The following is an 11,674-nucleotide window of genomic DNA, read 5'->3' on the forward strand; positions in this document are numbered from 1 at the left end:
TGTTCGCAGCGCGGCTGTTACGCGGACTTTGCCAGCGCGCCGTCGAGCAGCTTGTGCAGCGATTCCCACTCGGGCTCGCCCACATAGCGCTTCAGGATGCGGCCCTGCTTGTCGATCACGAAGGTGGTCGGCGTCAGCCCGACGTTGCCGAAGGCCTTGGCCGCGCTGCCGTCGGTGTCCATTGCCACCTTGAACGGCAGCCCGCGGGTCTGGGCGAAGTTCATCACGTACATGGGCGGGTCGTAGTTCATCGCCACCGCGACGAATTCCAGCCCCTTGCCCTTGAACTGCTCGTAGGTCTTGACCATGTCCGGCATCTCCTTGATGCAGGTGGCGCAGCTGGTGGCCCAGAAGTTGACCAGGTAGACCTTGCCCTTGAGGTCGGCGGTGCTGACCTTTTCGCCCGACAGCAGCGTGAAGGTGGCGGCCGGCGCGGTACCGGACGGCGACAGCGCGCGGTAGCCGAACCACCCCAGCAGCGCCAGCACCACCACGGCGGCGACGATGGGCCAGGGCTTGCGGGAGGTCTTGGTGGCAGCGGTAGGGGTCATGGGAATCCGGCTCGGCAGGTTCGGTCAGCAGTGGGACATTCTAATGCGGCAAGCGTTCGCGCGCTGTGCGCCACCGCCTTGTCAGCTTGCGCCGGAACCCTTGCGTCACTTGCGCGCGGCGACGGCGGCGCGGGCCTGCGCCAGCGCCTGTTCCAGGTAGGCGCCGTAGAAGTCGGGCTGCATGCCGCGCAGCGGGCTGGCGGCGGCGCGGCCCTGGCGGTCCAGGAACAGCACGGTTGGCGCCACCCTGACCTGGTGCGCGCGGGCCCAGGCGCGCGCGGTGGTCACGCTGCCGTCGCCGGCGCGCAGCGGGGTGTCGGCGGTCATGTCGAGTTCGCGCACGGCGATCTCGCCGGCGGCCGCCTGCGGGCCCAGGTAGTTGCGGCGCACCGCGTCGCAATAGCCGCAGCCCGGCATCGACACCAGCACCACCAGCGGCTCGCCGCGGCGCGCGGCATCGGCACCGTGGGCGGCGAGGTCGGTGGCCGCTGGCAGGTGGGCCGGGCTGGCGGCGGCAGCCACGCTGGCCACGGTCAGCAGCGCGCTCGCGGCCAGCCAGTACAGGCCAGTGCGGGCGAAGGCAGCGCGTGCGGGGCGGGAGGCAGGCATGGCGGATGTGGGGCGGCAGGGGAGGCGCGGCAAGCACTGGCGCGCCGCTTCCGGGATAATACCGGTTTTGCGCGCGCCGGCGCCCGCGTCCGCGCGCGACGATCCCGCCCACGCCGTTCCGCCCCGATTCCTCATGCGTCCCGTACCGCCCCCGCCGAGCCACCCAGCCGCGCCCCGCTGGTCCTTGCCATGCTGCGCCGCGCTGCTCGCGCTGGCGCTGTGCGCGTGTTCGCCGCGCTATGACTGGCGCACCATCCAGTCGGGCGAGGGCGGCTACGCCGCGCTCTATCCCGGCAAGCCCACCAGCGCCGCGCGCGACGTGACCATCGCCGGGCGCAAGCTGCCGATGACGATGGAGGCCGCGCGCGTCGACGACACGCTGTTCGCCGTGGGCGTGGTGACGCTGCCCGCCGACGACGAAGCGCTGCGGCGCGAGGCGCTGGCGGCGATGCAGGCCGGCCTGCTGGCCAACCTGGGCACGCTGTCGGGCCAGCCGCGCACGCGCCCGGTCACCATCCTGAGCGCGGACCGGCCGGGCCGCCCGCTGGCCGGGGTGGAACTGCAGGCCAGCGGCGTGTCGCCGCAGGACCAGTCGCCGCGCCGGCTCAGCGCGCGGCTGGTGGCGGTGGGCACGCGCGCCTTCCAGGCGGTGGTGCTGGAATCCGGCGAGGCCGCGCGCGACGCGCGCCAGGCCGAGCAGGTGGAGCAGTTCCTGGGCGGGTTCCACCCGCTCTGAGGCGCCGCGGCGCCGCATCGAATCACAGTTGCCGGGGGCGGTGCGCTGCCCGGCATGGTTGCCGTCAAAGGAGAGTGCAAATGCGTTGGGAAGTCTGGCTGGCCTATTTCGCCGCGTGCTGGGTGATCGCCGTGTCGCCGGGGTCGGGCGCGGTGCTGTCGATGAGCCATGGCCTGTCGTACGGGCTGCGCAGGACCACCACCACCATCTTCGGCCTGCAGGCGGGGCTGGTGATCGTGCTGCTGGTGGCCGGCGGCGGGCTGGGCGCGCTGCTGCTGGCCTCGGAGCAGGCCTTCATGGTGGTCAAGACCATCGGTGCGCTGTACCTGATCTACCTGGGCATCCAGCAATGGCGCGCCCGGGTGGAAGTGGATGCGGCGCAGGACGGCGGCCCCGCGCGCGTGGCCGTGATGAGCCGGCGCCGGCGCTTTGCCACCGGCTTGCTGACCAATGTGACCAACCCCAAGGGCATCATCTTCATGGTCGCGGTGCTGCCGCAGTTTATCGACCCGAACCGGCCGCTGGCGCCGCAGCTGGCGATCCTGGCGGCCACCATGTGCGGCGTCGACCTGGTGGTGATGCATGGCTACGCGCTGCTGGCGTCGCGCATGCAGGGGCTGTTCCGCAATGCGCGCGCAGTGCTGTGGCAGAACCGGTTTTTCGGCAGCGTGCTGATGGCGGTGGGCGCGGCGCTGTTCTTCGTGCGCCGCCAGCACGCCTGATCCGCGCCTGACCCGCGCCTGATCGCCCTGGCGTGTGCGGTCGGGGTTTGCTTCAATGAGGAGGAAACCCCCGCCACGGAGACCCCGCATGCCCGCCTCGCTGAACCCCATCGCCGGTGCACGCCTGCAGCCGCGCCATACCGTGCCGCCGATGGAGGAGCCTTCGCCGCCGGGCGTGCCTCCCGACTTGCCGCTGCCGCCAGAAGAAGACCCGCCCCCGCCGCCGGTGGAACCGCCCGTGACCGGCGCGGCCGGGCGCTATTGCTTGAGTTCGTAGAAGTCGTTCAGGCAGTACGCGTCGGTCAGCTCGACCGGCTTGTCGCCATGGGTGTAGCCGGTGCGGCGGATATGCAGCAGCGGCTCGCCCGGCTCGATGCCCAGGCGCGCGGCCAGTTCCGCGTTGGCGACGACCGCGCGCAGCGTCTCGGTGACGCGCAGCACCGGCTTGCCGATCCGCTCCAGGTAGGCGTACAGCGATTCGCCGATGGCGCTGGCGTCGGGCAGCACGGCCAGCGCCAGCGTGGTCACGTCCATCCAGTAGATCTGCCCGTCGGCCTTGCGCAGCCGGGTCAGCCTGACGATCTCGTCGCCCTCGGGCAGCGCCAGCTCCGCGGCTTCCTGCGCCGTGGCGCGGCGGCGCTCGAACGCCACCAGCTCGCTCGCCGGCGTCATGCCGCGCCGGCGCGCCAGCTCGCTGAAGTTGTCCAGCCGCGCCGGCTTGGGCTCGCTGCGCGGGGCGATAAAGGTGCCCGCGCCGCGGCTGCGCGTGATGGTGCCTTCGTCGGCCAGCACCTGCAGCGCGCGCCGTGCGGTGACGCGCGAAATCCCCAGCGAATCGACCAGCGTGCGCTCTGACGGCAGCGCATCGCCTACCCGCCATTGCCCCGCCTGGATGGCGGCGGTCAGCTTGCGCGCCACCTGCAGGTAGATCGGCGTGGCGTCCGCCTCATCCGGCCTGAGGGCCTGCAGCCGTTGATCCATGCGAATCCTCGTAGGTACCAAAGTTCGGTGTCGATGATACCACTTTAGGACATCTGGCGGCCTCGGGGGCAAATCCCGCGGCCAGGGTGATGCAGCCGCCATGCGCAGGCTTTCCGTCAATTGGTATTGAAAAGGTTGGGCTTGCGCAAGCGTTGGCAGCGCCCGGTCTCATCCCGGAAAAAGCCGATCGTTCAAGGAACTATGCGCTGAATCAAGCTTTTGGCCAGGGGCAGCGTGTGATACTGCCGGCGCGCGCTCTAGGAATACCAATTAGATACCTATAAGTTCTAGTGGTTTGTACTGGTATTTTTGTTGTCGTGAGCCGTCTATTGTTCCCCTGACCCTGGCGCCGTCGCATTCCGCAAGCGGCCGCCGCGCATCTGGAAGCAGAATGGCTGAGACGAGCGAAACCCTGTTGCTGCGGGCTCCGTTGAGCGGAGTGCTGCTGCCCCTCGCGGCGGTGCCTGACCCGGTCTTCGCTGAAGGCCTGTTCGGCGATGGCGTCGCCATCGATCCGCTCGGCGATACCGTGGTGGCGCCTTGCGACGGCGTAGTGCTGCACCTGGCCGCGACCGGCCATGCGCTGACCTTGCAGGCGCCGTGCGGCGCGCAGGTCCTGCTGCATGTCGGCATCGATACGGTGTCGCTGCGCGGCCAGGGCTTTGCGCCCTGCGTGGCGCAGGGCGCGGCGGTGCGCCAGGGCGACGCGCTGATCCGCTTCGATGCCGAGCGCGTGGCGCGCCAGGCGCGCAGCCTGGTGACGGTGATGGCGGTTGCCAACGGCAATGCCTTCGCCGTCGCCGCGCGCACCGATGCGGCGGTGGCGGAGTCCGGCCGCACCGTGGTGCTGCAGGTGCGAGCGACGGACGCGGCGGGCGCGGCGCAAGCCCCGGCGCCTGCGCCGCAAGTCGAAAGCACCCACAGTGCCGATGCGGCCCCGCTGCGGCGCACGGTCACGCTGGCCTGCGCCGGCGGCCTGCACGCCCGGCCGGCCGCGCGCGCGCGTGCCGCCATGCAAGGGCTGGAAGCCACGGTGACGCTGCACTACGGCGGCCGCCAGGCCAGCCTGGCGAGCCTGGTGGCGCTGCTGGCGCTGGCCGCCGACGAAGGCGCCGCGGTGGAGCTGGCCGCCAGCGGGCGCGATGCCGGCGCCGCGCTGGATGCGGTGGCGCGCGAGCTGCAGCGCACCGATGCCGGGGAAGAGCACGCCGTGTTCCCCGTCAGCGCGGCGCCGGCACCGGCTGCCGCGGGCGGCGAACTGCCGCCTGGCTGCATTGCCGGCGTGTCCGCCGCGCCAGGCATCGCCATCGGCCCGCTGCACTGGTGGCGCGACGCGGCGCCGGAGCCGGACGAAGCCGGCCGGGGCGCCGACGCCGAGCGCGCCGCCCTGCAAGCCGCGCTGGCCGCGGTCGACGCCCGGCTGGTGCGCGACAGCGCCGCCGCCAGCGCGCGCCGCGCCCACGCCGAGGCCGGCATTTTCGCCATGCACCGCGCGCTGCTGCAGGACCCGGCGCTGCTGGCGGCCGCCGAGACCCTGATCGACACTGGCAAGAGCGCCGGCTTCGCCTGGCGCGATGCCACCCGCGCCGAAGCCGCGGCGCTGTCCGCGATGGCCGACCGCCGCGCCGCCGACCGGGCCGCCGACCTGATCGACCTGGGCAAGCGCGTGCTGCGGGCGCTGGCGCGCACGGGCGGGGGCGAGGGCGACGCCCCGGCCGATGCCCGCGTGCCCGTTGCGCAAGACGGGCAGCCCGTGGTGCTCGCCGCCGATGAATTCACCCCCTCCGACCTGTCCGGGCTGGACCGCACCCGCGTTGCCGCGCTGGTGATGGTGCGCGGCGGCCCGACCGCGCACGCCGCGATCATGGCGCGCCAGCTCGGCATCCCGTGCCTGGTGGCGCTGGGCAGTGCGCTGGAACGTCTGCCGGATGCCACGCCGGTGATTGCCGACGCCGACCACGCGCGCCTGCACGCCAGCCCGGACCAGCACCTGCTGGCCGCCGCCGCCAGCACCATCACGCTGCGCGCGCAGCAGCACCAGGCCGACCTGCGCGCCGCGCACGCGCCGGCCAGCACGCGCGATGGCGTGCACATCGAAGTGGCCGCCAATATCGGCAGCGTCGACGATGCCCGCGCCGCGGTCGCGCAAGGCGCCGACGCGATCGGCCTGCTGCGCACCGAGCTGCTGTTCCTGCATGGCGACGCGGCGCCCGCCGCGGCCGATCACACCGCCCGCTGCCAAGCCATTGCGGATGCGCTGGAAGGGCGCAGCGCGATCGTGCGCACGCTCGATATCGGCGGCGACAAGGACGCCGCGTGGCTGCGCCTGCCGGCCGAGGACAACCCTGCGCTGGGGCTGCGCGGCGTGCGCCTGGCGCAGGTTTGCCCGCAGCTGCTGGACGACCAGCTGCGCGGCCTGCTGGCGGTGCGCGCCAGCGCGCCGCTGCGCATCCTGCTGCCGATGGTCAGCGAGCCCGGCGAGCTGCTGCACTGGCGCGCGCGCATCCGCGCGCTGGCGGCTGAAATCCGCGCCGATGCCGGCATCGAGGTCGGCGTGATGATCGAAGTGCCGGCCGCAGCGCTGCTGGCCGACCAGCTTGCCGAGCACGCCGACTTTTTCTCGATCGGCACCAACGACCTGACCCAGTACACGCTCGCCATGGACCGCTGCCAGCCGGAACTGGCGGCGCGCATGGACGCGCTGCATCCCGCCGTGCTGCGCATGATCGCCGCCACCTGCGAGGGCGCCGCGCGCCACGGGCGCCGGGTCGGCGTGTGCGGCGCGCTGGCGGGCGATGCGCTGGCCGTGCCGGTGCTGCTGGGGCTGGGCGTGACCGAGCTGTCGGTCGATGCCGCGCTGGTGCCGGCCACCAAGGCACGGGTGCGCACGCTCGCCCACGCCGACTGCCGGCAGCGTGCGCCCGAACTGCTGCGGCTGGCTTCGGCCGCGGCGGTGCGCGACGCGTGCCGGCGCTACTGGCCGGCCTGAACCCCGCGCCCCACCCATGCGCGCCCCGGCGCGCACAGCTTCGAGGAGAACGTCAATGAAGATCGACCTGCTGCCCAGGGTGCAACGCCTGGGCGCCACGCTGATGCTGCCGATCGCCGTGCTGCCGGTGGCGGGGCTGCTGCTGCGGCTGGGCCAGCCCGACGTGTTCGGCATCAAGGTGATGGCCGAGGCCGGCAATGCCGTCTTCGCCAATCTGGCGCTGCTGTTCGCCATCGGCGTGGCGGTGGGCTTTGCGCGCGACAACAACGGCGCCGCGGCGCTGGCCGGCGCCATCGGCTACCTGGTGCTGACCACGGTGATGAAGACCGTCGACAAGTCGCTCGACATGGGCGTGCTGGCCGGCATCGTCGCCGGCGCGCTCGCGGGCGGCCTGTACAACCGCTACCGCGGCGTCGCGCTGCCGCCCTACCTGGGGTTCTTTGCCGGCAAGCGCTTCGTGCCCATCGTCACCGCGCTGGCCTGCCTGCTGCTGGGCATCGCGCTGGCCTATGCCTGGGCGCCGGTGCAGGCCGGCATCAACGTCGCCGGCGCCTGGCTGACCACCGCCGGTTCGGCCGGCGCGTTCGTGTTCGGGCTGCTGAACCGGCTGTTGCTGGTGACCGGGCTGCACCACCTGATCAATACGCTGGCGTGGTTCGTGTTCGGCAACTATGCCGACCCGGCCACCGGCGCGATGGTGGCGGGCGACCTGCACCGCTATTTCGCCGGCGATCCCGGCGCGGGCCTGTTCATGACCGGCTTCTTCCCGGTGATGATGTTCGGCCTGCCTGCGGCGTGCCTGGCGATGTACCACGAGACCCCGCGCGGGCGGCGCGCGCTGGTGGGCGGCATGCTGTTCTCGATGGCGCTGACCTCGTTCCTGACCGGCATCACCGAGCCGATCGAGTTCAGCTTCATGTTCCTGGCGCCGGTGCTGTACGGGCTGCATGCGGTGATGACCGGCCTGTCGATGGCGCTGTGCCACCTGCTCGATATCCGGCTGGGCTTCACCTTCTCGGCCGGCGCGATCGACTACGTGCTGGGCTACGGCCTGTCCAGCCGCGGCTGGCTGGCGCTGCCGCTGGGACTGGCTTATGCGCTGGTCTACTACGGCGTGTTCCGCTTCTTTATCCGCCGCTTCAACCTGCCGACGCCGGGCCGCGACGAGGCCGCGCCCGCAGCGACTGCAACACCGGCCGGCGACGCGCCGCAGCCTGTCGCCGGCAGCGTGGCGCAGCGCTATGTCGAGGCGCTGGGCGGGGCAGCCAACCTGACGGTGGTCGATGCCTGCACCACGCGGCTGCGGCTGAACGTGGCCGACACCGCCGCGGTGTCCGAGCCGCGGCTGAAGGCGCTGGGCGTGCGCGGCGTGCTCAAGCGCCCGCCCAACGTGGTGCAGGTGGTGATCGGCCCGCAGGCCGAGCAGGTCGCGGGCGAGATCCGCGCGGTGCTGCAGCAGCAGGCCGCGCCGGCCGCCGGCGCCAACAGCTTCGAACCCGGCTGGTGGATCGATGCGCTCGGCGGCGCCGCCAATATCGCCGCGGTCAGCGTGGTGGCACTGTCGCGGCTGCGCGTGGTGGTGCGCGAGCGCGCCCGCGTGCAGGCCGCGCGCCTGGACGGCAGCCCGCTGATGTGGGTTGGCGACGACACCGCGCATATCGCCTTCGGCCATGCCGCCGACGGCTGCGCGGCCGCGCTGCAGCGTGCCCTGCAAGCCCGGCCCGACTGACCCCCGCCGCCGCAGCCGCGCGGCTGCGGTCGATCCTGCCACCGGCCAACACGACAACGACAGCGACGCCTGCCGTGCCGGTGGACACCGATTGCCTATCCAGGAGCCATTGATCGTGAAACGCATTGCATTGACGACGCTGCTCGCGGCGTCGGCCGGAAGCGCCTGCGCGCAGGCCGCCGCCACCGGCATCACCCTGTACGGCCGCGCCGTGGCCGGCCTCGACTATGTCAACGGCATCGCCCGCCCCGGCGGCGACGCCGACACCCTGCGCTTCGGCAGCAACCAGTACGGCGTCAGCTTCTGGGGCCTGCGCGGCGCCGAAGACCTCGGCGGCGGCCTGCGCGGGGTGTTCAACCTGGAGGGCATGGTGACCTCCGGCACCGGCCGTTCCGATCCGCTGTTCGGGCGCCGCGCGCAGGTGGGACTGGCCGGCGACGACTGGGGCGCGCTGCTGCTGGGCCGCGCCATGAGCCTGACCGACGACGAGAGCGGCGCGATCGACCCGATGGGCCTGCAGGCCAGCTCGATCGCCACGCTGGTCTATGGCCGCAACTGGGGCTCGCGCCCCAATGCCGTGACCTACAACTCGCCCGCGTGGGGCGGGCTGAGCGTGCGCGCGCAGGCCGGCAGCGACGGCGTGCCGGGCAGCGCGCGCAGCGGCAGGCAGCTGAGCGCGGCGGTCAAGTACGCGCAGGGCAACCTGAGCCTGACCGGCATCTACGAAGAACTGCGCGACGCGCAGGGCCGCATGGACAACCTGTACGCCAGCTCGCGCCAGTACACGCTGGGCGGCAGCTATGCGCTCGCTGCCCTGCGGCTGTTCGCCGGCTACAACCTGACCGTGTCGTCGGCAGCCACTGTAGCCACGCCGGAGAACCCGTATGCCGCCACGCGCAGCCAGATGGCGTGGGTGGGCGCGAACTACCGCATGCTGCCGTCGCTGACGCTGCTGTCGGGCGTCTACTACGCCACCCTGAACCGGGGCGGCGGGCATGGCACGCTTGTCACACTGGGCGCAAAGTATGACTTGTCGAAGCGCACCGCGCTGTATGGCACCGTCGCCTCGGTGTTCAACTCGCGCAACGCCACGTTCTCGGTGGAGGCGTCGCCGGACACCATGCCGCGCGCCGGGGCCAGCCAGCAGGGTGCCTATGCCGGCATCATCCACTTGTTCTGACGGTGGCCCGGTGCGGCAGCCGATGATGGGAGAGAGCATTGCCATGAAGGGAAATATCCTGACGCCGGCCGGCTGGGTCTTCGGCGAGATCCATGCCGGCGCGGACGGACGCATCGCGCGCATCGAGGGGGTGCCGGTCACGCCCGCGGGCAACGATGCGCCGTACCTGCTGCCGGGGTTTGTCGACTTGCTCAACCACGGCGGCGGCGGCAAGGACTTCATGGATGGCGAGGCCGCGGTGCCGGTGATCCTGCGCGCGCATGTGCGCTTCGGCACCACCAGCCTGCTGGGCACCACCATGACCGCGCCGCACGCCGTGCTGCTGCCCGCGGTGCAGGCGCTGGGCCGCGCCTGTGCCGCGCGCCCGGCCGGCGCGGCGCGGCTGCTGGGCGTGCACCTGGAAGGGCCGTACATCAACCCGGGCAAGCTCGGCGCGCAGCCGGACACCTCGGTCATCGCCAGGCCCGAAGAGCTGGCGCAGTACCTGGACGCCGCGCCGCTGAAGGTAGTGACGCTGGCGCCCGAACTGCCGGGGCACCTGGACATCATCCGCCAGCTCGCCGCGCGCGGCGTGCGCGTGCAGCTGGGCCACACGCTGGGCACCTATGAAGACGCGGTGGCCGCGCTCGATGCCGGCGCCAGCGGCTTTACCCACCTGTTCAACGCGATGACGCCGCTGCGCCACCGCGCCCCCGGCGTGGTCGCGGCGGCGCTGGCGCACGCCGAGTTCGCCGAGCTGATCCCGGACCTGCTGCACGTGCATCCCGGCGCCATCCGCGCCGCGCTGCGCGCGATCCCGCGGCTCTACGCGGTCACCGATGCCACCGCTGCCGCGGGCATGCCCGACGGCATGTACCACCTCGGCTGCCAGACCGTCTACAAGGCCAATGGCAGCGTGCGGCTGGCCGACGGCACGCTCGCCGGCAGCGTGCTGACCATGGACCAGGCGCTGCGCAACTTCGTGGCGATCGGGCTGGACCTGGCCGATGCCTCGCGCCGCGTGTCGCTGTACCCGGCGCAGTACCTGGGCCTGGCCGACCGCGGCATGCTGGCCGAAGGCTGCTGGGCCGACGTGGTGGTGCTGGACCGCGCGCTGTCGGTGCGAACCGTTTATGTCGAAGGAGAGTGCTGTGTCGCGAATGCTTGAGGAAGCCCTGAGCGCGCCCGGCGTGGTGTCCGCGCAGCTGGCCGACGCGCCGCGCGTGGCGGCGCTGGCCGCGCAACTGGCCGGGCACGACTGGCCCGCGGTGCTGACGGTGGCGCGCGGCAGCTCGGACCACGCCGCCAGCTATTTCGCCGCGCTGGTCACGCGCCGGCTGGGCGTGCCGGTGGCGTCGCTGCCGATGTCGACGGTAACGCTGCACGACAGTGTGCTGCGCGTGGCGGGACAGCTCGCGGTGGCGTTCTCGCAGTCGGGCCGCAGCCCCGACCTGGTCGAGACCATGCAGGCGCTGCGCGCCGGCGGCGCCGCCACCGTGGCGCTGGTCAACGCGCCCGCCTCGCCGCTGGCGCAGGCGTGCGCGCATGCGTTGCCGCTGCACGCCGGTACCGAGCACAGCGTGGCCGCGACCAAGAGCTATATCGCCATGCTGTCGATGTCGGCGCTGCTGGTCGGGCATCTGGAAGCCGCGCGCGGCGGCGCGCGCGATTTGCTCGATGCCTGCCGCGGGCTGCCCGCCGCGCTGGCCGCGGCGGCGGCGCAGGACTGGTCCGCGCTGGTGCCGGCGCTGCGCGGCGCGCAGCGCATGATGGTGCTGGGACGCGGCGCGGGGCTGGCGGTGGCGCAGGAGGCCGCGCTCAAGCTCAAGGAAACCGCCGGCATCCAGGCCGAAGCCTTTTCCGGCGCCGAGGTGCGGCACGGCCCGATGGAGCTGATCGGCGACGGCTATCCGCTGCTGGTGTTCGCGCCGCGCGGGCCGGAGCAGGCCGGGCTGCTGGCACTGGCCGCGGAGATGCGCGCACGCGGCGCGCGCGTGCTGCTGGCCGCACCGGCTGGCACGGATGATGCGGGTGGTCCGGTGGCGTTGCCGCTGGTGCCGGCAGGCGAAGCGCTGCTGGATCCGCTCTGTGCGATCCAGAGCTTCTATGTCGCCGCGCACGCGCTGGCCCTGGCGCGCGGGCGCAATCCCGACCAGCCGCAATACCTGCGCAAGGTGACCGAGACCCGCTGACCGGGC

The 11,674-nt window shown here is 72.6% G+C and carries 11 protein-coding genes; 8 read left to right on the forward strand and 3 right to left on the reverse strand.

The window, feature by feature from the left end:
- Nucleotides 1-17: 17 nt before the first annotated feature.
- The gene (locus CBM2594_RS02575; protein ID WP_116355473.1) at nt 18-551 is read right to left on the reverse strand and encodes a TlpA disulfide reductase family protein; all 534 of its coding nucleotides are present in this window, start codon (nt 549-551) and stop codon (nt 18-20) included.
- A 105-nt stretch (nt 552-656) separates the two neighbouring features.
- On the reverse strand, nt 657-1,160 hold the full coding sequence (locus tag CBM2594_RS02580; protein WP_116355474.1) for a thioredoxin fold domain-containing protein: 504 nt from the start codon (nt 1,158-1,160) through the stop codon (nt 657-659).
- Nucleotides 1,161-1,293: 133 nt separating this feature from the next.
- Between CBM2594_RS02580 and CBM2594_RS02585 the strand changes: the two genes are divergently transcribed.
- The 3 genes from CBM2594_RS02585 (at nt 1,294) to CBM2594_RS02595 (ending at nt 2,895) form a co-directional block, all read left to right on the forward strand.
- A complete protein-coding gene (locus CBM2594_RS02585) occupies nt 1,294-1,896 on the forward strand; it encodes a hypothetical protein (RefSeq protein WP_116355475.1) in 603 nt (200 codons plus the stop codon).
- A gap of 80 nt (nt 1,897-1,976) precedes the next feature.
- Nucleotides 1,977-2,618: a LysE family transporter gene (locus CBM2594_RS02590; RefSeq protein WP_116355476.1), complete on the forward strand. Its 642-nt coding sequence runs from the start codon at nt 1,977-1,979 to the stop codon at nt 2,616-2,618.
- Between the two features lie 88 nt (nt 2,619-2,706).
- A complete protein-coding gene (locus tag CBM2594_RS02595; protein WP_116355477.1) occupies nt 2,707-2,895 on the forward strand; it encodes a hypothetical protein in 189 nt (62 codons plus the stop codon).
- On the opposite strand, the gene CBM2594_RS02600 is transcribed toward CBM2594_RS02595, so the two are convergent.
- The gene (locus CBM2594_RS02600) at nt 2,877-3,599 is read right to left on the reverse strand and encodes a GntR family transcriptional regulator (RefSeq protein WP_116355478.1); all 723 of its coding nucleotides are present in this window, start codon (nt 3,597-3,599) and stop codon (nt 2,877-2,879) included. The two genes, CBM2594_RS02595 and CBM2594_RS02600, sit on opposite strands and share 19 nt — an antisense overlap.
- A gap of 391 nt (nt 3,600-3,990) precedes the next feature.
- On the opposite strand from CBM2594_RS02600, the gene ptsP reads away from it, so the two are divergent.
- From ptsP to CBM2594_RS02625, 5 genes are all read left to right on the forward strand, one after another.
- Nucleotides 3,991-6,588: a phosphoenolpyruvate--protein phosphotransferase gene (gene ptsP / locus CBM2594_RS02605; RefSeq protein ID WP_116355479.1), complete on the forward strand. Its 2,598-nt coding sequence runs from the start codon at nt 3,991-3,993 to the stop codon at nt 6,586-6,588.
- Nucleotides 6,589-6,643: 55 nt separating this feature from the next.
- On the forward strand, nt 6,644-8,317 hold the full coding sequence (gene nagE / locus CBM2594_RS02610; RefSeq protein WP_116355480.1) for an N-acetylglucosamine-specific PTS transporter subunit IIBC: 1,674 nt from the start codon (nt 6,644-6,646) through the stop codon (nt 8,315-8,317).
- 115 nt (nt 8,318-8,432) lie between these two features.
- Nucleotides 8,433-9,497, forward strand: coding sequence for a porin (locus tag CBM2594_RS02615; protein ID WP_116357658.1), 1,065 nt, complete (start codon nt 8,433-8,435; stop codon nt 9,495-9,497).
- A 43-nt stretch (nt 9,498-9,540) separates the two neighbouring features.
- The gene (gene nagA, locus CBM2594_RS02620; RefSeq protein ID WP_116355481.1) at nt 9,541-10,644 is read left to right on the forward strand and encodes an N-acetylglucosamine-6-phosphate deacetylase; all 1,104 of its coding nucleotides are present in this window, start codon (nt 9,541-9,543) and stop codon (nt 10,642-10,644) included.
- Nucleotides 10,637-11,668: an SIS domain-containing protein gene (locus CBM2594_RS02625; protein ID WP_116355482.1), complete on the forward strand. Its 1,032-nt coding sequence runs from the start codon at nt 10,637-10,639 to the stop codon at nt 11,666-11,668. Before nagA ends, CBM2594_RS02625 begins: the two co-directional genes overlap by 8 nt.
- Nucleotides 11,669-11,674: the final 6 nt, after the last annotated feature.

It is taken from the genome of Cupriavidus taiwanensis, assembly GCF_900249755.1.
Taxonomy (GTDB): domain Bacteria; phylum Pseudomonadota; class Gammaproteobacteria; order Burkholderiales; family Burkholderiaceae; genus Cupriavidus; species Cupriavidus taiwanensis_D.

Coding starts and splice junctions, on each gene's coding strand:
- CBM2594_RS02575 (WP_116355473.1), bottom strand. CDS start 551: ATGACCCCTACCGCTGCCACCAAGACCTCCCGCAAGCCCTGGCCCATC.
- CBM2594_RS02580 (WP_116355474.1), bottom strand. CDS start 1,160: ATGCCTGCCTCCCGCCCCGCACGCGCTGCCTTCGCCCGCACTGGCCTG.
- CBM2594_RS02585 (WP_116355475.1), top strand. CDS start 1,294: ATGCGTCCCGTACCGCCCCCGCCGAGCCACCCAGCCGCGCCCCGCTGG.
- CBM2594_RS02590 (WP_116355476.1), top strand. CDS start 1,977: ATGCGTTGGGAAGTCTGGCTGGCCTATTTCGCCGCGTGCTGGGTGATC.
- CBM2594_RS02595 (WP_116355477.1), top strand. CDS start 2,707: ATGCCCGCCTCGCTGAACCCCATCGCCGGTGCACGCCTGCAGCCGCGC.
- CBM2594_RS02600 (WP_116355478.1), bottom strand. CDS start 3,599: ATGGATCAACGGCTGCAGGCCCTCAGGCCGGATGAGGCGGACGCCACG.
- ptsP (WP_116355479.1), top strand. CDS start 3,991: ATGGCTGAGACGAGCGAAACCCTGTTGCTGCGGGCTCCGTTGAGCGGA.
- nagE (WP_116355480.1), top strand. CDS start 6,644: ATGAAGATCGACCTGCTGCCCAGGGTGCAACGCCTGGGCGCCACGCTG.
- nagA (WP_116355481.1), top strand. CDS start 9,541: ATGAAGGGAAATATCCTGACGCCGGCCGGCTGGGTCTTCGGCGAGATC.
- CBM2594_RS02625 (WP_116355482.1), top strand. CDS start 10,637: ATGCTTGAGGAAGCCCTGAGCGCGCCCGGCGTGGTGTCCGCGCAGCTG.